16 protein-coding genes are annotated in these 20572 nt (G+C 72.4%); 11 read left to right on the top strand and 5 right to left on the bottom strand.

Annotation, left to right across the window (positions count from 1 at the left end; genetic code table 11):
* Window positions 1-36: 36 nt before the first annotated feature.
* A complete protein-coding gene (locus tag AB0G47_RS08240) occupies window positions 37-2964 on the bottom strand; it encodes a beta-N-acetylglucosaminidase domain-containing protein (protein ID WP_360766535.1) in 2928 nt (975 codons plus the stop codon).
* A 297-nt stretch (window positions 2965-3261) separates the two neighbouring features.
* On the opposite strand from AB0G47_RS08240, the gene AB0G47_RS08235 reads away from it, so the two are divergent.
* Genes AB0G47_RS08235 through AB0G47_RS08225 form a run of 3 tightly spaced genes read left to right on the top strand, consistent with a single transcriptional unit; the run spans window position 3262 to window position 5912 of the window.
* Complete coding sequence (locus AB0G47_RS08235; protein WP_266866893.1) at window positions 3262-3498, top strand: hypothetical protein; 237 nt, start codon at window positions 3262-3264, stop codon at window positions 3496-3498.
* On the top strand, window positions 3499-5652 hold the full coding sequence (malQ, locus tag AB0G47_RS08230; protein WP_360765486.1) for a 4-alpha-glucanotransferase: 2154 nt from the start codon (window positions 3499-3501) through the stop codon (window positions 5650-5652).
* A 20-nt stretch (window positions 5653-5672) separates the two neighbouring features.
* On the top strand, window positions 5673-5912 hold the full coding sequence (locus AB0G47_RS08225) for a hypothetical protein (protein ID WP_266866897.1): 240 nt from the start codon (window positions 5673-5675) through the stop codon (window positions 5910-5912).
* 103 nt (window positions 5913-6015) lie between these two features.
* Here the strand turns inward: AB0G47_RS08225 and AB0G47_RS08220 are convergent, their stop codons facing one another.
* The gene (locus AB0G47_RS08220; protein WP_360765483.1) at window positions 6016-6588 is read right to left on the bottom strand and encodes a TetR family transcriptional regulator; all 573 of its coding nucleotides are present in this window, start codon (window positions 6586-6588) and stop codon (window positions 6016-6018) included.
* Window positions 6589-6701: 113 nt separating this feature from the next.
* Here AB0G47_RS08220 and AB0G47_RS08215 point away from each other — a divergent pair, with 113 nt between their 5' ends.
* The 3 genes from AB0G47_RS08215 (at window position 6702) to AB0G47_RS08205 (ending at window position 10206) form a co-directional block, all read left to right on the top strand.
* Window positions 6702-8138, top strand: a complete 1437-nt coding sequence (locus AB0G47_RS08215; RefSeq protein WP_360765481.1) for an FAD-dependent monooxygenase — start codon at window positions 6702-6704, stop codon at window positions 8136-8138.
* Between the two features lie 214 nt (window positions 8139-8352).
* Window positions 8353-9219 carry a DMT family transporter gene (locus tag AB0G47_RS08210; RefSeq protein ID WP_360766531.1) on the top strand — a complete coding sequence of 289 codons (867 nt, stop codon included), beginning with the start codon at window positions 8353-8355 and terminating at the stop codon, window positions 9217-9219.
* A 72-nt stretch (window positions 9220-9291) separates the two neighbouring features.
* Window positions 9292-10206 carry a LysR family transcriptional regulator gene (locus AB0G47_RS08205; protein ID WP_360765479.1) on the top strand — a complete coding sequence of 305 codons (915 nt, stop codon included), beginning with the start codon at window positions 9292-9294 and terminating at the stop codon, window positions 10204-10206.
* Window positions 10207-11043: 837 nt separating this feature from the next.
* Here AB0G47_RS08205 and pepN read toward each other — a convergent pair.
* Window positions 11044-13611, bottom strand: coding sequence for an aminopeptidase N (gene pepN, locus AB0G47_RS08200; protein ID WP_360765476.1), 2568 nt, complete (start codon window positions 13609-13611; stop codon window positions 11044-11046).
* Between the two features lie 239 nt (window positions 13612-13850).
* On the opposite strand from pepN, the gene AB0G47_RS08195 reads away from it, so the two are divergent.
* The gene (locus tag AB0G47_RS08195) at window positions 13851-15086 is read left to right on the top strand and encodes a flavin-dependent oxidoreductase (protein ID WP_360766528.1); all 1236 of its coding nucleotides are present in this window, start codon (window positions 13851-13853) and stop codon (window positions 15084-15086) included.
* Window positions 15087-15294: 208 nt separating this feature from the next.
* Window positions 15295-15795 (top strand): DUF1203 domain-containing protein, encoded by a 501-nt coding sequence (locus tag AB0G47_RS08190; protein ID WP_360765473.1) that lies wholly within the window; start codon window positions 15295-15297, stop codon window positions 15793-15795.
* Here the strand turns inward: AB0G47_RS08190 and AB0G47_RS08185 are convergent.
* On the bottom strand, window positions 15746-16660 hold the full coding sequence (locus tag AB0G47_RS08185; protein ID WP_360765470.1) for a LysR family transcriptional regulator: 915 nt from the start codon (window positions 16658-16660) through the stop codon (window positions 15746-15748). The genes AB0G47_RS08190 and AB0G47_RS08185 overlap by 50 nt on opposite strands.
* Before the next feature lie 134 nt (window positions 16661-16794).
* Between AB0G47_RS08185 and AB0G47_RS08180 the strand changes: the two genes are divergently transcribed.
* Complete coding sequence (locus tag AB0G47_RS08180) at window positions 16795-18048, top strand: MFS transporter (protein WP_360765468.1); 1254 nt, start codon at window positions 16795-16797, stop codon at window positions 18046-18048.
* Here the strand turns inward: AB0G47_RS08180 and AB0G47_RS08175 are convergent.
* Window positions 18038-19054, bottom strand: a complete 1017-nt coding sequence (locus tag AB0G47_RS08175) for an aspartate-semialdehyde dehydrogenase (protein ID WP_360765465.1) — start codon at window positions 19052-19054, stop codon at window positions 18038-18040. The two genes, AB0G47_RS08180 and AB0G47_RS08175, sit on opposite strands and share 11 nt — an antisense overlap.
* 216 nt (window positions 19055-19270) lie before the next feature.
* Here AB0G47_RS08175 and AB0G47_RS08170 point away from each other — a divergent pair, with 216 nt between their 5' ends.
* Together AB0G47_RS08170 and AB0G47_RS08165 are read left to right on the top strand one after the other, a co-directional pair.
* On the top strand, window positions 19271-19804 hold the full coding sequence (locus AB0G47_RS08170; RefSeq protein ID WP_266866908.1) for a sigma-70 family RNA polymerase sigma factor: 534 nt from the start codon (window positions 19271-19273) through the stop codon (window positions 19802-19804).
* A 2-nt stretch (window positions 19805-19806) separates the two neighbouring features.
* A complete protein-coding gene (locus AB0G47_RS08165; RefSeq protein WP_360765462.1) occupies window positions 19807-20565 on the top strand; it encodes a hypothetical protein in 759 nt (252 codons plus the stop codon).
* Window positions 20566-20572: the final 7 nt, after the last annotated feature.

The raw sequence follows: 20572 nt of genomic DNA, 5'->3' as shown, positions 1-20572 counted from the left end.
GCGTGAACGCGTACGACGCGAGTGTGTACGCGGTCGTCAGTCGTCGGCGACCGCGTACGCCTCCACCGACCACAGCGAGTAACCGAAGCGCGTCGCCCGCTTGTCGCCCTGTATGCGGATGTAGCGGGTGTCACGCGCGTCCATGCGGACCGCCTCGCGGCCGCCCTTGCCGTCCTTCACCGTCGCCGCCGTGCGCCACGTCCTGCCGTCGGCCGACGTCTGCACGCGGTAGCCCGCCGCGTACGCGTCCTGCCAGCGAAGGACCACCTGGCCGAGCCTGACCGGCTCGGCCAGCTCCAGCTGCCACCAGGCGTTGTCGTTTGCCGGGGACGACCAGCGGGTCTTCGGGTCGCCGTCGTTGGCGCCGGACGCCGGGAAGTCCTTCGTCTCGTCGCCGGACGACGACGCCTTCGCGCCGCGCGCCAGATCGCGGCCTTCGGTGCGCGGGAAGGCGCGGATCGAGACGGTCTTGGTCTGGCCGTCGAACGTGACGGGAATCTCGTACGTTCCCGAGCGCGTGCCCGCGGGGACGGTCACATCCACCGGGACGTCCACCTCGGTGCCGCGCGGCAGCGTGGACCTCTCCGGGGTGCGGACCTCGATGCCCTTGGGGGCCTTGGCCGTGACCTCGCCCCGCACGTCCCCGGGCCGCAGCGAGAGCAGCCTGGCCGTGACGCGCTGCGGGCCGCCGCCGATCTCCGCGTCGGCCTCCGTGCGGGCCAGCGAGAACTTGGCGGCGGGGGCGTCGGCGTACCAGGGCACGACATGGCGGACGGTGCCCTCGGTGACGGTGACCCGCACCGCGTCGGCGCGCTCGTCCTTGGCCTCGGCCTCCGTGAAACCGCTGCCGGACAGGGCGCCGATGCGACGCCAGCCCTCACCGGGGACGTGCGCCTCGACGCTGCCCTTCGTGCCGGGGTCGGTCAGCGCCGTCACCGCGGCGAGGGGGCGGGCCCGGGGCACGCGGACCGTCGCGCGGTCCGACGCCTGGTCGCTGTCGAGCCCCACCCAGGTGCCGTACGCCTTCTGCGCCCGGGCCAGGAAGGGGTCGAGGACGCCCTTGCCGACCGTCACCTGTGCGGCCTTCAGCTCCTTCTGGAGTCCGGCCAGGGTGCGCGAGGCGCGCCAGGCGGCGGCGCCGTCCCCCTTGGACTGTGCGCGCAGCATGTCGACCGCCGTCTCGCCGGCCTCGCCATAGCGGGCCAACTGCTGGATCCAGGGCCCGACTTCGGCGTCCAGATCGCTGTCGGCGAGCCGCCGCGGCGCCTCCTTCATGACGGTGAACGCGTCGCGCAGCGCCTGCCCCGACTTCTCGATGCGGGCCTTGTCGGCCGTCGTACGGGCGCGCCAGAGGCCGTCCATGAGCGGCCGCAGATACGCCGACTCGTCCGCGCCGAGGACGGACGACGCGTCATTGCCCGCGAGGGCGCGCAGGGCGCCCCGCGCCTTCGCGTCGCCGCCCGAGAGGTCGTCGATCGCGGCGAGCCAGGACTCGTGCGGGCGGTAGGCGCGGGGGTTCCACGCGTAGTCGGCGGCGGTGAACAGCGGGATGCGGGACGCCGACGGCTGCTCCATCGCGTTGCCGAGCAGCGCCGCGGAGCCGGTGGCCACGGCGGGCTCACGGCCCGTGTAGGGGCCGAGGAAGATCCGGTCCTGTGCGAAGTCGTTGACCGGGTAGTTGTCCATCGTCACCAGCGGGTGCGAGCCGAACGCCTCGCGGGCGCCCGCCAGTTCGCGCCCGGTGATGGTCTTGGGGACGACACCGACACCGGTCCAGGCGACCTCGATGCCACGGTCCAGTTCCGCCGCGACGGCGTCGCGGTACGCGGTCGAGCCGTCCTGGAAGTACTCGGTCGGCATGAGGGAGAGCGGCTTCGCGTCCGGGTGGCGCTCGGCGAGGTGCGCGGCAACGGCGTTGGCGACCCGGGCCTGCGCCTTCGCGGCGGCCTCGGGCCCCGACCCGAAGGTCTCGGCGTCCTGGTCGCAGTGCCATTCGCTGTAGCTGACGTCCTGGAACTGCAGCTGGAAGGCGCGCACGCCAAGCGCCCACATCGCGTCGATCTTGCGGTTGAGGGCCCTGACGTCCTTGTCCGACGACATGCACATGGCCTGGCCGGGGGCGACGGCCCAGGCGAGCGTCACGTGATTGCGCTTGGCGCGGTCGGCGAGGGCGCGGAAGTCGGCGCGCTGGTCGGCGGGGTACGGCTCGCGCCAGCGGGCCTGGCGGTAGAGGTCGTCGCCGGGCGCGTAGAGGTACCGGTTCTGCTTGGTGCGGCCCATGAAATCCAGCTGGTCCAGGCGCTGTTCGCGGGTCCAGGGGGTGCCGTAGAAGCCCTCCGTCATGCCGCGCACCGCGGTGCCTGGCCAGTCGCGGATGTTCACGCCGGGGACGGTCTTCCCGGAGCGCAGCTGCTTCAGGGTCTGCACGCCGTGGAAGAGGCCGTCGTCGCCGGCTCCGGAGAGGGCGATGGTCTCCTGCCCGGCGACGCGGCCCACCGCGAGGCGGTAGCCGCCGGACGGGAGGTCCCTGCGGTCGCGGGCGCGGAGGGCGCGCAGGGCCTGGTCGGCGCCGGTGCCGTCGACGCGGACGATCAGACGGCTGCCGCCGGCGGGGAGCCGCTCCCCGTCCTGCACCTCGGTGATCTCGCGGGCGCCCGCGTCCCGCAGGAGGGTGCGGAGCGCTTCCATGGCGTACGGGTCCGGGGCGCGGCCGCCGGTCGCCGCCGTGACCAGGACGACCTCGTCGGTGACGGTGACCGGTGCTCCGGCGGCGGTCATCGACTGGGGTCGGGGCCAGACCGGGGGGAGGGCGTCGGACTCCCGGTCGTCGTCCGGGGTGGTGGCGGGGGCGCCGGGCTGTCCGGGGATGCCCGGGGCTGCGACGGCGCCGGGGGCGCCGCTGAGTGCGCCTGCGATGACGGCGACGGCGATGGCGGCCGCGCCCTTCCTGCGCCGCAGCTGCACGGCCCTCTCCTTGTTGTCCCTTGTGCTGATGATCACGTGTGGTGCGTCTGTTGTCTCAGGGTGTCACTGAGCCCACCACTCGGGTGGCGGGGGTGTCAACGGCGGTGGGGGTTGTGGGGGGTTTCTCCCTTCTCCGGCCCGCAGCTGCGGGCCGAGCCCCGGAAAGGAAGATCTTGCGGGGAGCGTGCCCTTTGGGAAACGAATGTGAGCACGCGCACGTTCATACAACGGATATGTCTGCGAACCCGCGCACTGGGTAGGGCTGCGATGACCTGCCCCCTGAAAAGGAGCTCCCACGTGGCCGCTTCGGCGAATCTCCTCCTCTCCGCCCTCTCCAAACAGGTCTCGGACCCCGACTCGGGACTCGATGGCTCCTGCTCCTGCGGCTGCCTCGAACCGCCCCTGACCAGTGAGCCCCCGCTCGCGGACGCCGCCCCCCTCACCAGCGAGCCGCCGCTCGCCGACGCCGCGCCGCTGACCAGCGAGCCGACCTCCACCGGCACGGCCTCGGGCCTGGACTACATGGGGGTCTAGATGGCCCCACCCGGAGCTGCCGCCGGCGAACCTTCCGGGCTTTCACGCCTCGCCGCCTGTCACGGCGTGGCGACTTCTTACTCCCCGTCCCCGGACCGCACGGTCCCGGCCGCGGACGCCGCCGTCGTCGCGGCCCTGGCCGCCCTCGACGTGGACGCGAGCACACCCGAGGCGATCCGGGATGCCCTCACGGCGTACGAGACCGGGCGGCGGGCACGGCTGCTGCCGCCGACGGTGGTGGTGTGGCAGGGCGGGCCCGAGCAGGCCGAGCCCTGGGCAGGCCTGCCGGGCGGTACGCGCATGGCGGTCCGCACCGAGCGGGGAGAGCGCCTGGAGTGGGAGACGCCGGCCGAGCCTCCGCGACCGCTGCCGCACGGCGTGCACCGGATGCGGGCCACCGTCCCCGGCGGGCAGAGCGCGGGCGCGCATCTCATCGTCGCCCCCTACCGCCTCCCGCCCCCGCCCGAGCGGACCCACGGCCTGCTGGTCCAGCTCTACTCACTGCTCTCCGCCCGTTCCTGGGGCATGGGCGACCTCGGCGACCTGGCCGAGCTCGTGGCCTGGTCGGGGCGGGCCGTCGGCGCGGGGTTCGTACAGGTCAATCCCTTGCACGCCGCGGTCCCCAAACCGCAGGGCGGGCCGTCGGACCCCTCCCCGTACCGCCCCTCGTCACGCCGCTTCCCCGATCCCGTACATCTGCGCATCGAGGAGATCCCCGAGTACGCGTACCTGCGGGGCGAGGCCCGCGACCGGGTCGACGCGCTCTCCCGCAACGCCGCACGCCTGCGTGAATCGGTCCTCCACGAGGGCGAGTTGATCGACCGTGACGCGGTCTGGGCGCTCAAGCTCGAAGCCCTCGAACTGATCGCGCGGGTCCCGCTCGGCCCCGGCCGGAGAGCCGCGTACAACGAGTTCATCGCCGAGCACGGCGAGGCGCTCGAGGACCACGCCACCTGGTGCGCGCTCGCCGAGCTGCACGGCCCCGACTGGCACGCCTGGCCCGCCCCGCTGCGGGACCCGGTCTCGTCCCCGACCGCCCGCGCCCGCCGCGACGCGATGGACCGCGTCGACTTCCACAGCCGCCTCGCCTGGCTCACCGACGCCCAGCTCGCCGCCGCGCAGCGCACCGCGCGCGACGCGGGCATGGGCATCGGCCTCGTCCACGACCTCGCGGTCGGCGTGCACCCGGGCGGCGCCGACGCGTGGGCACAGCAGCGGCACTTCGCCGCCCGCATGTCGGTGGGCGCCCCGCCGGACGCGTTCAACGCGCGCGGCCAGGACTGGGGCCTGCCGCCCTGGCGCCCCGACCGCCTCGCCGAGTCCGGGTACGCCCCCTACCGCGCCCTGTTGCGCGGACTGCTCCGGCACGCGGGCGCACTGCGCGTCGACCACGTGATGGGGCTCTTCCGCCTCTGGTGGGTCCCCGAGGGCCGCGCGCCCACGGACGGGACGTACGTCCACTACGACGCGGAGGCGATGCTCGCGATCCTCTGCCTGGAGGCGCACCGCGCGGGCGCCCTCGTCATCGGCGAGGACCTCGGCACCGTGGCGCCCGGCGTCCGCGAGACCCTGCGCGGGCACGGCGTGCTCGGCACCTCCGTGCTCTGGTTCGAGCGGGACTGGGAGGGCACGGGCCGGCCGCTGCCGCCCGAGCGGTGGCGCGCCGACTGCCTGGCCACCGCCACCACGCACGACCTGCCGTCCACCGCGGCCCGCATCACCGGCGAGCACGTCCAACTCCGGCACCGCCTGGGCCTGTTGACCCGCCCGGCGGAGGTGGAGGGCGCCGCGGCCGCGGCCGACGTACGGGAGTGGCTCGGACTCCTGGCCCGGCTCGGCATGCTGCCGGGCGGCGGCGGTCACGAGGAGGACGAGATCCGCGCCGTACACCGCTTCCTGCTCGCGACGCCGGCCCGCATGGTGGGCGTCTGGCTGCCGGACGCGGTCGGCGACCGGCGCCCGCAGAACCTGCCGGGCACCCTGGGCGAGTATCCGAACTGGCGGCTGCCGATCGCGGACGCCGAAGGCCGCCCCGTCACCCTGGAGGAACTGGCCGCGTCACCCCGTCTGCACGCGTTCATGGACGTGTTCCGCGGCCGCGGCCAGGGCCGCGGTCGCACTCGTACGGCACCCCCGGGCGCGCGCCCCGTTTAGCTGTTCGCTACGTTGGCACCGTGGACAAGAAGAACGCCCTGCGCGCCGGCGCCCTGGCTTCCGGTACGACGCTGATGATGCTGCTCATGTCGTCCCCCGCGCTCGCGCTCACGCGCGACGACGGCGACGACCCGGGTCCGGGCCTGAGCGTGATCGACACGCTCGGCCTCTATGTCGTGGCGCCCATCGTGCTGTTCCTGGTGATCGCGGGCCTCGTGATGGTCGGTGACAAGACCCGCAAGCAGGAGAAGCAGGGCTGACGCCGCACTTCACTTACTGAGTACTTCTTGAGTACTTCCTGAGCTCTCCGTAGGGGGCGCTCTTGATCGACGTACGTTGATCAAGAGCGCCCCCTACGCGTTTTCAGGGCTGCTCCGCCGTCAGATAGCGCTGAACCGTGGGGCCGAGCCAGTCCGCGATCTCCTCGCGGGTCAGCTCGACGGTCGGCGGGAACCGCAGCACGTACCGGGTCAGGGCCATGCCGAGGATCTGTGAGGCGACGAGCCCGGCCCGGGTCCGGGCGGCGGCGGGTTCGGGGCAGACGCTCAGGGCCACCGGCAGGAGCTGCTGCCGGAAGATGGCCTGCGTGCGCTCGGCCCCCGCCGTGTTGGTGATCCCGGCGCGGAGCAGCGCGGTGAGCACGTCGGCCTCGTCCCAGATGTCGATGAAGTGCGTGACAAGCACCCGCCCGATGTCCTCGCGCGGTGTGTGCGCGAGGTCCGGAAGGCGCAGGTCGACGGTCATGGCCGCCTCGAAGAGGCCTTCCTTGCTGCCGAAGTAGCGCATCACCATCGACGGGTCGATCTTCGCGTCCTTGGCGATGGCGCGGATGGTCGCGCGCTCGTACCCGTCGGCGGCGAACCGCTCGCGGGCCGCGGCGACGATGGCGGCGCGAGTGCTGTCGGAACGGCGTGCGACCGGGGGCGTCGATGTCATGCCAACAAGCGTAGGCCAACACCTGTTGACAGTCCAGGGTGCCGGCTCTACGTTAGCCAACAAGCGTTGACCAACACGTGTTGACCAACAAGCGTTGGCATAAGGAGGCAGCCATGAACGACACCACTGTCATCGTCGTCGGTTCCGGCCCCACCGGTCTGCTGCTCGCGGGCGACCTCGCCGTCGCGGGCGTACCGGTCACGGTCATCGAGAGGCGCGCACCCGGGATCAGCAATCTGTCGCGCGCCATGGTCCTGCACGCCCGCACCCTGGAGCAGTTCGACGCCCGGGGGCTCGCCGACGAGGTCGAGGCCAAGGGGGAGGCGCTCGGCGCGCTGCGCATCTTCCGGCACCTCTCCTTCGACCTCGAAGAGCTGCCCTCCCGCTTCCGTCACCTCCTCGTCCTGCCGCAGTACGAGGTGGAGAAGGTCCTGAAGCGGCGTGCGGACGACGCCGGGGTGCGCTTCGAGTACGACACCGAGGTCACCGGCCTGACGCAGGACGCGGACGGGGTGCGCCTCGAAGTCCGCGGCCCCGGCGGGGAGTCGGGCACCCGCAGGGCCGCCTATGTGGTCGGCGCGGACGGGCTGCACAGTGCGGTGCGCGAGGCGGTCGGCCTGCCCTTCCCCGGCAGGTCCGTGATCCGCTCGCTCGTCCTCGCCGACGTCAGGCTCGCCGAGAAGCCCGCCTCGATGCTCACGGTGAACGCCGCCGGTGATGCCTTCGCCTTCATCGCGCCCTTCGCGGACGGCTACTACCGCGTCATCGGCTGGAACCGCGCCCGCAACGTCCCCGACAGCGAGCCGCTCGACCTCGACGAGGTCAAGGAGATCACCCGCAGCGCGCTCGGCCGCGACTACGGCATGTACGACGCCCGCTGGATGTCCCGCTTCCACAGTGACGAGCGGCAGGCGCCCGCCTACCGCGTCGGCCGGGTCTTCCTCGCCGGTGACGCCGCGCACGTCCACAGCCCGGCGGGCGGGCAGGGCATGAACACCGGTCTCCAGGACGCCGCGAACCTCAGCTGGAAGCTGGCCGCGGCGGTCGAAGGCCGCGCCCCGGAAGGGCTGTTGGACAGCTACCAGGCCGAGCGGCACCCCGTCGGCAAGATGGTCCTGCGCAGCAGCGGCGGCATGGTCAGGCTCGCGATGGCCAAGCGCCCGTGGACGCTGGCCGCCCGCGCCGCGGTCGCCGCCTTCGTCAACCGCGCCCCGCGGGTCCGCGCCAAGGTGCTCGGCCAGATCACGGGCGTCGGTTACGCCTACCCGGCCCCCAAGGACGCCCATGACCTCGCGGGTCGCAGGGCCCCGGATGTCGCGCTCCGGGAGGGGCGGCTCTACGAGGCGCTGCGCGAGGGCGAGTTCGTACTGATCCGCCCGGAGGGTGCGGAGCACGAGCCGGCCTCGCACGGCCGGACCGTGGTGGCGCACTGGGCCGGCGACCGGCGTACGACGGTCCTGGTCCGCCCCGACGGGTACGTCGCGTGGGCGGCGGAGGAAGCGGACGCGGGGGCTGTGGGGGCGGCGCTCGCGGAATGGGGAACCAACTAGCACCATTCGCTATCCCTTAATGAAATAGTCGAAAAGTTTCGATAGACATGACTGGTTGGGAGGGGCGACAGTAGTCCGGCAACCAGCCAACCCCCGGGCCGCCCGGGAGAAAGACAAGGGATACAACGTGACTGTCCTGGACCGGACCCCCCTCACCACCGCGTCGACCGCGACGACGAGCGAGCCGGAGCGGGCGCCGCGCGCCGCCCGCCCGATCGGCGTCGGCCTCGCCCTCGCGGCGCTCGCCACGGTCGTCTGGTCGGGCAGCTTCGTCACCTCCCGGGCCCTGCACGACAGCGTGCCGCCCATCCAGCACGCGTTCTGGCGGTGGATCATCGCCATCGTGGCCGTCGCGCCGTTCGCGGCACGGCAGACCTGGCGGCAACGGGCCCTGCTCCGCAGGCACTTCCGCTTCCTGCTCCTGGCGTCCTTCCTGGGCATCACGGTCTACAACACCCTGGTGAACCAGGCGGCGATGACCACCACCGCGGGCAACATGGGCATGATCATGGCCGCTTCACCGGTCCTGATGGCGGTGTACGAACGCGTCGGCGGTACCCGGCTCGGGGCGCGCCGCGTGACGGGCATGCTGATCGCCTGCGCGGGCGTGCTGATCCTTGTCTCCGGGGGCTCCCTCTCCATGGACTTCGCGGTCGGTGACCTGTGGGTGATCGCGGGGGCGATCTCGTTCGGCTCGTACAGCGCGCTGCTCAAGCGCAAGCCCGCCGAGATCGGCGGACTGCCGTTCCTCTTCGCGGCGTTCGTGCTGGGTGCGCTGATGCTGCTTCCGGTGTTCGTGGCGAGCCATGTCATCCAGGGCGGCTTCGAGCCGACGGTCGGCACGGTCTCCCCGCTCCTCTACGTCGGCGTGGTGTCCTCGGCGGTCGCCTTCTTCGCCTGGAACAAGGCGATCTCGATCATCGGCGCGGCCCGTGCCGGAGTCGTCTACTACCTCCAGCCGGTGTGCGTGGCCCTGCTGTCCTTCGCGGTGCTCGGCGAGGCGATGGGGTGGCTGCAGGTCATGTGCATGGGGCTGATCCTGGGCGGGGTCGTGCTCGGCTCCGCCGGCAGGGCGAAGTGACGCGGCGCCGCGCGGGGGTGCGGGGCGATGCTGCGGGCTGACGGGCGCGGCCCGGTGGGTACGTTGGCTTCCATGAGCGAGTGGGACATCAAGAAACTGCAGATCCTGCGTACGTTGAGCGAGCGGGGCACGGTGACCGCGACGGCGCAGGCGCTGCGGATGACGCCGTCGGCGGTGTCGCAGCAACTGTCCAACCTCGCCAAGCAGCTGGGGGTGCCGCTGCTCGAGGCGCACGGCCGCCGGGTGCGCCTGACGGACGCGGCGCACCTCGTCCTGCGGCACGCGGAGGCGGTCTTCGCGCAACTGGAGCGTGCGGACGCCGAGTTGGCGGCGTATGCGCACGGGGAGGCCGGGGAGGTGCGGGTCGGGGCGTTCTCGACCGCCGTGCCCGCGCTCGTCGTGCCGGCGGTGCGGGCGCTGCGGGCGGCGGCGCCCGGCATCTCCGTACGGGTGCGCGAGACGGAGGCGGCGGAGGCGTACGAGCTCCTCGCGGCGGGGGAGGTGGACGTGGCGCTGTCCCTCGCGGTCCAGGCGCCGGCATCGCCCGACGCGGACACGCGCTTCACGCGGGAGTCGCTGCTTGCCGACCCGTTGGACGTGGCGCTGCCGGGGGATCATCCGCTTGCGTCGGCGGAGGGGCTGCGGCTCGCCGATCTCGCGGGCGAGCCGTGGATCTTCGGGGGAAGCGGGCCGTGGTCCGAGATCACGCGGGCGGCGTGCGAGGGGGCGGGCTTCTCGCCGGAACAGGCGCACTCCGCGTCCGGCTGGACGGCGATCCTCGCCATGGTGGAGGCGGGGATGGGGGTGGCGCTGGTCCCGAGGATGGCGGCGGCCAGCCGTGACGGCGTGACGATGCGGGAACTCTCCGCCGACCGGCCTCGCCGCCACGTGGTGGCGGCGGTGCGCCGGGGCGCCTCAGCGGGAGCCGCCGTCGCCCGAGTCCTCACGGCCCTCCGCGAGGCGGTCCCGGAGCGGGGGCTTCGGTGACCCGGTGCTTGATTGGCGCCGGGGCCGCCCGGTTGTCCCGAGGTTGGCGGTTCCGGGCCGGGAGTCAAGGGCGCTCCGCTGCGCTACGCGTCGGCTGCGCCGATTCCGCTGCGCTCCACCCTTGACACCCAACCCTCCACCGCAAGAAGCGAATTGACCGGGCGGCCACGAAAGGGGGCTCTCGGGACTGCGGGGATGGGTCATCCGGCTTGTCTGCCGGGTGCGGACTGGTTCGTCGCAGCGTGCCGTGAGGTGGAGGGGTGCGCGGCCGGTCCGGGGATGGGTGCTGGTCTCGTCAAGCGTCTGGCGACCGGATCTTCCGGGGTGACCGTCACGCATCAGAGGCTGGGGGGTGGGGGACCTACTTTGGAAAAGTAGTGTTCTGACACAAGGGGGGCGCGCGGCACTGCGAAACGCAACTTTCCCAAAGTAGGTCCCCCACCCCCTCTCTCTCCCTCTCTCTCCCTCTCTCCTGCTCCCTCTCTCCTGGCCGGGCCGGGAGATCCGGGCGGCAGACGCTTGACGAAGCCGGGACCCATCCCCGAGCCGGCCGCGCAGCCCTTCCACCCCTCCCACTTGGCTGCGCTGCTACGAACTGGTCTGCACCCGGCAGGAAAGCGGGACGCCCCAAGGATCCGTCCCCGTGAGCCCCGCTTCGTGGCCGCCCGGTCGTCTTCCTTCTCGCGGTGGAGGGGTGGGTGTCAAGGGTGGAGCGAAGCGGAATCGGCGCAGCCGACGCGACGAAGGAGCGCCCTTGACTCCCGGCCCGGAACCGCCAACCTCAGGACAACCGGGCGGCCCCGGCGCCAACTCGACGCCGGGACACCAGTCAGAGGGCTACGCGTCGGCCGACTGGGCCCGCAGGGCGCGCTCCACGCCCGCGCGGGACTCCGTGATCAGGCGGCGCAGGGCCGCCGAGGGGGAGGCCGAGGAGAGCCATGCGTCCGTGGCGTCCAGGGTCGCCTGGGAGACCTGGAGCGACGGGTACAGGCCCACCGCGATCTGCTGTGCCATCTCGTGCGAACGGGAGTCCCACGCGTCCTTGACCGCCGCGAAGAACTTCTCCGTGTAGGGGGCCAGAAGTTCGCGCTGGTCCGTCTGGACGAAGCCGCCGATCACCGCCTCCTGGATCGCGTTCGGGAGCTTGTCCGACTCGACGACCGAGGCCCATGCCTCGGCCTTCGCGGCAGCCGTCGGCCGCGCAGCCCGCGCCGACGCCGCGTGCCGCTCGCCCGCCGCCGTCTTGTCGCGCTCCAGCTCCGCCGCGATTCCGGCCTCGTCGAGCCGGCCCGTCGCCGCGAGCCGGTGCACGAACGCCCAGCGCAGCTCCGTGTCGACGGCCAGGCCCTCGACCGACTGCTTGGCGGAGAGGAGTTCCTCCAGGAGCGTCAGCTGCTGCTCCGTACGCGCCGTCGCCGCGAACGCCCGCGCCCACGCCAGCTGGTGGTCGCTGCCCGGCTCCGCCGAGCGCAGGTGCGAGAGCGTCGCCTCGGTCCAGCGGGCCAGCGCCTCCTCGCGTCCGGACGGCGCCGCGTACAGGTCGAGCGCCAGCTTCACCTGACGGTGCAGGGACTGCACGACCCCGATGTCCGACTCCTTCGCGATGCCGGAGAGGACCAGCGCGAGATAGTCCCGCGTCGGCAGCTCCGCGTCCCGCGTCATGTCCCACGCCGACGCCCACGACAGCGCCCGCGGCAGCGAGGCCTCGAAGTAACCGATGTGGTCCGTCACATACGCGAGCGACTCCGCGTCCAGGCGGACCTTCGCGTAGGAGAGGTCGTCGTCGTTGAGCAGGATCACGGCCGGGCGCACGCGGCCCACCAGCTCGTCCACCGCGGTCAGTTCGCCGTCCACGTCCAGTTCCACGCGGTCCGTGCGCAGCAGCTTGCCGGATGCGTCGTCCATGTCGTACAGGCCGATCGCGATCCGGTGCGGGCGCAGTGTCGGCTCGCCCTTCGCGCCCGCCGGGAGCGCCGGCGCCTCCTGCTTGACCGCGAATGAGGTGATCTTGCCCGACGTGTCGACGTCGACGACCGGACGCAGGACGTTGATGCCCGCCGTTTCAAGCCACTTCTTCGACCACGTCTTGAGGTCGCGTCCGCTCGTCTCCTCAAGGGCGCCGAGCAGATCGGAAAGGCGCGTGTTGCCGAACGCGTGCGCCTTGAAGTACGCCTGCACGCCGCGGAAGAACTCGTCCATGCCGACGTACGCGACGAGCTGCTTGAGCACGCTCGCGCCCTTGGCGTACGTGATGCCGTCGAAGTTGACCAGGACGTCGTCGAGGTCGCGGATGTCCGCCATGATCGGGTGCGTGGAGGGCAGCTGGTCCTGGCGGTACGCCCACGTCTTCATGGAGTTGGCGAACGTCGTCCAGGAGTGCGGCCAGCGCGAGTTCTCCGCGTACGCCTGGCAGGCGATCGACGTGTACGTGGCGAACGACTCGTTCAGCCACAGGTCGTTCCACCACTCCATCGTCACCAGGTCGCCGAACCACATGTGGGCCAGCTCGTGGAGGATGGTTTCCGCGCGCGTCTCGTACGCCGCGTCCGTCACCTTCGAACGGAACACGTACTGGTCGCGGATGGTCACCGCGCCCGCGTTCTCCATCGCGCCCGCGTTGAACTCCGGCACGAAGAGCTGGTCGTACTTGGCGAAGGGGTACGCGTAGTCGAACTTCTCCTGGAACCAGTCGAAGCCCTGCCGCGTCACCTCGAAGATCGCGTCCGAGTCGAGGAACTCGGCCAGCGAGGGCCGGCAGTAGATGCCGAGCGGAACCGACTGGCCGCCAGGACCCTCGTACGAACTGTGGACCGAGTGATACGGACCGACGATGAGCGCCGTGATGTACGTCGACATGCGCGGCGTCGGATCGAAGACCCAGACGTCACCGCTCGGCTCGGGAGTCGGGGAGTTGGAGACCACCGTCCAGCCCGTCGGCGCCTTCACGGTGAACTGGAACGTCGCCTTGAGGTCGGGCTGTTCGAACGACGCGAAGACGCGGCGCGCGTCGGGGACCTCGAACTGCGTGTAGAGATAGGCCTGTTGGTCGACCGGGTCGACGAAGCGGTGCAGGCCCTCGCCGGTGTTGGTGTAGTCGCAGTCGGCGACGACCTTCAGCTCGTTCGGCCCGGCCTCGAGGTGCTTGAGCGCGATGCGCGCGTCACGGAAGACCGCCGCGACGTCCAGCGAGTGGCCGTTCAGGACCACCTCGTGGACCGCGGGGGCCACCAGGTCGATGAAGGTCTCGGCGTTCGCCTCCGCGGAGTCGAAGCGCACCGTGGTCACGGACCGGTAGGTGCCGCCCTCTTGCGCGCCGGAGAGGTCGAGATCGATCTCGTACGAATCAACGGTGAGCAGCTTCGCCCGCTGCTGCGCCTCTTCGCGGGTCAGATTGGTGCCGGGCACGCGGTCATCTCCTCAGGTACGTCAGGTACGACTTGTGGCGTTTCCGGTCATCCTTCCACGAGGCCGCGGGAGCGTGCCGGGGCATTGTCCGGTGGCCGACATGCGGCATTGTTCGCCGCCCGTCGTGCCGCTAGCATCCGCGCGGCGAGGAACGCCCCGGGGGGAGCGCTCATGGCACGTTCACGTTCACGATTACGGCCACGATTACGCGGCGCGGGGCGGGCGGTGCCGCAGCCATGATCGACGTACTCGTCGCGGGAGCCGGGATCGGCGGACTGACCACCGCCCTCGGTCTGCACGCCGCGGGCATCGAGGTGCGGGTCGTGGACGCGGCGGACGCGCTGCGCCCCGTCGGCGTCGGCATCAACCTACTTCCGCACGCGGTACGGGAGTTGACGGAACTCGGCCTCGGCGCCGAGCTGGCCGCCACGGCCGTGCCGACCGCCGAGATGATCCACTTCGACCGGCACGGCAACCACATCTGGAGCGAGCCGCGGGGCGTCGCGCGCGGCCACCACTGGCCGCAGTACTCGCTGCACCGGGGCGCCCTGCAGATGCTCCTGCTCGACGCCGTGCGCGACCGGCTCGGCGAGCACGCCGTGCGCACGGGCACGGCGTTCGTGCGGTACGCCGAGACCGAGGGGTCCCGGTCGGTGCTCGTCACGCTGCGGGACGTGGCGCGCGGGCGGGAGTACGCGGTGCCCGCGCGGGCCCTGATCGGCGCCGACGGGCTCTACTCGGCGGTGCGGGCGCGGCTGCACCCCGGGGAGGGGCCGCCGCTGTGGAACGGCATCCGGATGTGGCGGGGCGTCACCGAGTGGGAGCCGGTGCTCGGCGGGCGCACCATGGCCATCGCGGGCAGCAACGCGAGCGTGAAGCTGGTCGTCTACCCGATCTCCCGGGAGGCGGAGACGCGGGGGCGGGCGCTGCTCAACTGGGTGGCCGAGGTGCGGTTTCCCGTCCACCACCACGGGGTGGCGGGGCCCGTCGACTGGAACCGCTCGGGGCGGCTTTCCGACGTGCTTCCGCACTTCGCCGGGTGGCGCATCGGCGATCTCGACGTGCCGGCGCTGCTTGCCTCGACGGGGCGGATCCTGGAGTACCCGATGGTGGACCGGGATCCGCTGCCGTGGTGGGGGCAGGGTCCCGTGACGCTCCTCGGGGACGCGGCGCATCCGATGTACCCCGTGGGGTCGAGCGGGGGCTCCGAGGCGGTGCTCGACGCACGGGTCCTCGCCCGCTGCCTGGCCTTTGCCGGGCCGGACCGGGTGGGGGGACTGCGGGCCTACGAGGCCGAGCGGTGGGCGTCCGCGAACGCGGTGGTCCTGGCGAACCGGGCGATGCCGGCGGACACGGTCCTCCGGACGGTTGCGGAGCGGGCGCCGGAGGGATTTGTGCGGGTGGAGGACGTGCTGACGGAGGGGGAGCTGGCGGAGCTGGGGGAGGGGTATCGGCGGATGCGGGGGGCTTGGTAGGGGTGGTCTGAACCGCCGCTTCGCGGCGGATCTTTTCCCGCCCACCCACCCGATTGCCCCGCAGCTGCCCACCCATCCAGCCCGTCCGGCGTTTGAGGACGAACTCGGCGGAGCCGCAAATGTCACAGCCGGGAAGGGGCGGGGTTGGGGAAAGTTCACGTCTGAAATCCGCCAGCCCCCACCCACCCGCACGCGCGACCCTCGACCCATGGCCACCACCTCATACACTCCCCGCCCCATCGACCCCCTCGCCCTCAAACAGCTCCGTGAGACCGACGACGCGGGGCGGCCCTGCGCGCCCTACACGGACAGCACCGGCGGCGACCCCCTCCGCTGCTGTCTGCGGCCCATCGCCCCCGGCGAGCGCGTCGCCCTCGTCTCGTACGCGCCGCTGCGGCGCTGGGCCGCGGACACCGGCGCCACCCCCGGTGCCTACGACGAGCAGGGGCCCGTCTTCATCCACGCGGAGGACTGCGCGGGACCCGCCGGGGAGGGTTACCCCTTCGCCCGCCCGGGAGCCCTCCGCACCCTGCGCCGCTACAACGCCGAAGGCCGCATCATCGGCGGCCGCCTCTTCGAGATCCCCGAGGACACCACCGGCGGCTTCGACACCGCCTTCGCGGAGGCCTTCGCCGACCCCGAGGTCGCCCTCGTACACGTCAGGGCCGTCGAGTACGGCTGCTTCCACTTCGAGGTGCGGCGGCCCTGACGCTCGACGCGGCGACCGCCCGTGCGAACGCCCGCACCCGCTCCGTCTCCGCGTCCCGGTGCCACACCATCCCGAGCACCGAGTCCGGCAGCCCCTCCACCGGCACGAACGTGACGTCACGGCGGCCGTGATACTCCGCCGTGGGACTGCACAGCAGCATCGCGCCCCGCCCCGCCGCGACCAGCGTCAGCCCTTCCTGGAGGGTGCGCACCTCCGGCGCGGGCGCGGCGGAAGGGGCGTGCGCCTCGCGCCAGTACGCCGGCGCCGGAGCCGCCGCCGCGATCAGCGGAGTGTCCGTCAGCTCGGCCGCGCTCAGCAACTCCCGGCCCGCGAAGGGGTGGCGTACCGACACGGCGACGTTCTGCGGCTGGCGGGAGAAGAGCGGGCCGAGGACCAGGTCCGGTTCCGCCACCGGAAGGAGCACGATCGCGGTGTCCACCGCGCCGTGCCGCACCGCACCGAAGGGGTCCGCGAAGGGGATCTCCACGATCTCCGTCACGCACGCCGGATGCTGTTCCTGGAAGTCCGTGATCGCCTCCATCAACCGCGCGTCCGCCGTCCCCTGGAAACCGATCCGCAGCCGCCCAGAGACCCCCCGCGCCGCCTCCCGCGCCGAGTCCACCGTGGCGCTCAACGCCTCGTACGCCGGGCGCAGTTCGGCAAGGAAACGCTCACCCGACGGGGTCAGCCGCACCCGGCGGCTCGACCGTTCGACGAGCCGGGCGCCGATCCGCCGCTCCAGATCCCGCAGCAATTGGCTGACCCGGCTCTGCGAGACGTACAGCCGCTCGCCCGCGCGGCCGAAGTGCAGCTCGTCGGCGAGCGCGATGAAGCACTCGAGCTCCCGTATCTCAAGCCCGCTCACCCGGTCCGCCTTTCATCCGCTCATCCATGAGCCTCGCCTCATCCATGAGCCACGCCTCATCCATGAGCCTCGCTCATTCAAGGATGAGATCTTCGGCGTTGTTCCCGGCGGGCGCCCCACGAAGGCTGGAGTCCATGAAGAACAACACCGCCCTGCCCCTCTCCGTACTCGCCGTCGCCGCCACCACCTTCTCCGTCGTCACCACGGAGATGCTGCCCGTCGGACTCCTCACCTCCCTCTCCTCCGGCCTCGGCGTCTCCGACGGCACCGCGGGCCTGACCGTCACGCTGCCCGGCGTGGTCGCGGCGCTCGCGGCCCTGCTGCTGCCGGTCGCCGTGCGCAGCGCCGACCGGCGGACGGTGCTCTGCACGCTCACCGCGCTGCTCGCCGCCGCGAATCTGCTCTCCGCGCTCGCGCCCTCCTTCGGCGTGCTGCTCGCCGCGCGGGTCGTGGTGGGCGTCTGCATCGGGGGCGTGTGGGCGATCGCGGCCGGTATCGGCGTACGCCTCGTGCGCGAGGAGGCGGCCGGGCGGGCGACCACGGTGATCTTCAGCGGGATCGCGGTGGCGTCCGTGCTCGGCGTCCCCGCCGGTACGTTCCTGGGTGAACTGGCGGGCTGGCGCTGGGCGTTCGTGGCCATGGGCGTCTTCGCCAGCGCCGTCGCGGGACTGCTCGCCGCGGTCCTGCCCAAGCTGCCGTCGTCCGAGGCGGTGCGGCTCGGCGCGTTCCCGGGGCTGCTGCGGACGGCGCCGCTGCGGGCCGCGCTCCTGGTGGTGCTGCTCCTGGTGACAGGACACTTCGCCGCGTACACCTACGTGCGCCCGGTCCTGGAGCGGGTGCCGGATCTCGGCGCCGGGCTGATCAGCGGGCTGCTTCTCGCGTACGGCGTCGCGGGCATCGCGGGGAACTTCGTGGGCGGCGCCTTCGCGGCCCGCGACCCGCGCCGTGCGCTGCTCGCGATCAGCGCCGGGCTCGGCGCCGTGGTGCTCCTCATGGGGCCCGCGGGCGGTTCGCTGCTCGCGTCGGTGGCGCTGCTCATCGCCTGGGGACTGACGTACGGCGGGGTCTCGGTCTCCACCCAGCAGTGGGTGATGGCCGCGGCGCCGGGGGCCCGCGAGGCGGCGTCGGCGCTCTTCGCCGGGGTGTTCAACGCGGCGATCGCCCTGGGCGCGCTGACCGGCGGCCTGGTCGCGGACAGCCGCGGGGTGACGGATGTGTTGTGGCTGGGCGGCGGCCTCGCGGTGCTCGCGCTGCTCGTGGTGGCGGTCGCGGGCACGCGAAAGGGGCGGTCACCGCACAGCGGTGCCCGCCCCCGACGGCGTACGGAAAAGCGTACGGAGGACCGTATGGAGGACCGTACGGAGAAGCAGGACGTCGTCAGCCCTTGAGCTCGGCCGCCACCAGCTCCGCGATCTGCACGGCGTTCAGCGCCGCGCCCTTGCGGAGGTTGTCGTCGGAGATGAAGAAGGCCAGGCCGTTCTCCACCGTCTCGTCGCCCCGGATCCGACCCACGAAGGCGTCGTCCTTGCCCGCCGCGACCAGCGGGGTCGGCACGTCGGTGAGGACGACGCCCTCGGCCGATGCGAGGATCTCGGTGGCGCGCTCGGGGCTCAGCGGACGCTCGAAGCGGGCGTTGACCTGGAGCGAGTGCCCCGTGAAGACGGGCACGCGCACGCAGGTGCCGGAGACCTTCAGGCCCGGGATCTCCAGGATCTTCCGCGACTCGTGGCGGAGCTTCTGCTCCTCGTCGGTCTCGTTCAGGCCGTCGTCGACGATGGAGCCCGCGAGCGGAAGCACGTTGTACGCGATCGGCGCGACGTACTTGTCCGGCTCGGGGAACTCGGCGTCCGAGCCGTCGTGCGTGAGCTTCGGGGCGTCCTCGCCGACCTTCTTGACCTGCTCGAAGAGCTCATCGACGCCGGCGAGGCCGGAGCCGGAGACGGCCTGGTACGTCGCCACGACCAGCGCGGTGAGGCCGGCCTCCTGGTGCAGCGGCTTCAGGACCGGCATCGCGGCCATCGTCGTGCAGTTCGGGTTGGCGATGATGCCCTTGGGACGGTCGGCGATCGCGTGCGGGTTCACCTCGGAGACGACCAGCGGTACGTCGGGGTCGCGGCGCCAGGCCGAGGAGTTGTCGATCACCACGGCGCCCTGCGATGCGACCTTCTCGGCGAGGGCCTTGGAGGTGGCGCCACCGGCGGAGAAGAGCACGATGTCCAGGCCCGTGTAGTCGGCCGTGGAGGCGTCCTCCACCGCCACGCCGTCCAGGACGGTCCCTGCGCTGCGGGCCGAGGCGAACAGACGCAGCTCGTCCAGCGGGAACTTCCGCTCGGCGAGGATCTTGCGCATGACCGTGCCGACCTGACCGGTGGCTCCGACGATTCCGACCTTCACAGGGATGTCCTCCGTATGTGCATGCGCGTGGCCCGCTGACCTGGCGCTCGGGGTGCGTTCCATGATGCGTCTGTCCACCGTCGCCTTGTCCAATCCATTGTCCGAAGTACGGGATGTCACATCCCCGAGTACCGGATGTCACATCCCGGTGGCCGTCGGCGAACGTTTCGGGCCGTCCCGGCGTCCTAGGGGAAACGTGGGGATGGGAGGGGTGCCTTGCTGCGGAGGAAAACGCGACGGGCCGCCGAGCGGCACGAGAAGGCGGATCCGCTCGACGCGGCCCAGGAGGACCGGGTGCGGGCGGTGCTCGCGCTCGGCGGGGTGCCGCAGGCCGATCTGTCCGACGGCGTCCAGCAGGTCAGGCTGAAGCTTCTGGAGCGGGCCGCGGACGGGCGCGAGGCGCCGCGTGACGTGTCCGCGTGGGCGGCGGTGGTCGCGTCGAACCTCGCCATGGACTGGCACCGGGCACGCCGCAGGCAGGAGCGTCTTGGGGAGCGGCTTGCCGTGCTGTGGCGGGAGACCACCGACGAGGACGGGGCGGAGTCGCGGGCGCTGTCCCTCGCCGTGACGCAGGGGCTCGGCGAGCTGCCGGACGCCCAGCGGCAGGTCGTGGTCCTGCGGTTCTACGCGGATCTGCCGGTCCGGGCCATCGCCGACGAGCTGGGCATCCCGGAGGGCACGGTCAAGAGCAGGCTGCACTCGGCGGTACGGGTGCTGCGGACGCGGCTGCACGAGGGCGAGGTGGTGTGACGGTGCCTGGGACGTACGACGAGGGCTACGAGGCGTTGATGCTTGCGGTCACGGGCGACCCCGTGCCGGACGACGCGCGCGATGATCCCGAGTTCCTCGCCGAGCATGCGGCGGCCGTCGCGGATGTCGCACTGCTGCGGGAGCGGCTCACCGCGGCGGGTGACGCGCTCGCCGCTCCGGGGCCGGCACCGGCACCGGGGCCCGCGGTCGCCGTGCGCCCCGCCGGGGTGCGGCGCCGCCGCGCGCCGGCGCTCGCCCTGGCCGCCGCCACGGCGGCCGCCGCACTGATCGGCGGGCTCGGCTGGCTCGCGGTGGACAGTGGTGGCGGCATCACCCAGAGTGACGCCGACTCGGCGAAGGGAGCGGCGCCGGGGGACGGCAAGGCGCAGGACGGCACGGCGGACGACGGCAAGGCGAACGACGGGGCTGCCGAGGACCTCACGGACGAGGGGTACGTGGCGTGCGCGCGGCTCATCGTGGAGGGGACGGTGCGCCGGGTCGAGGCGATTCCCGGCGCCGAGCAGGACCGGATCGTCCTGGACGTCTCCCGCTACTACAAGCCGGACAGCGGCAAGAAGCGGATCACGTTCGTGATGAACGTGGACGTGGACCCGCGGCTGCGCCCTGGCGACCGGACGCTGATCGGCATCCCGCGGGGCGGGGTGTCGCCGGACATCTGGTCCACGGGCGATGCGGCCATCGCCAAGGAGCGGGCGTGGATCGAGCGGGCGCTGCCCGGGGCGGAGGGCCTCAGCTGTTAGGGGTCGG

Source organism: Streptomyces sp. NPDC021622, assembly GCF_040640795.1.
Taxonomy (GTDB): Bacteria; Actinomycetota; Actinomycetes; order Streptomycetales; family Streptomycetaceae; genus Streptomyces.
The sequence above is the reverse complement of the archived record's forward strand: the minus strand, read 5'-3'. Positions and strand labels throughout refer to the sequence as shown.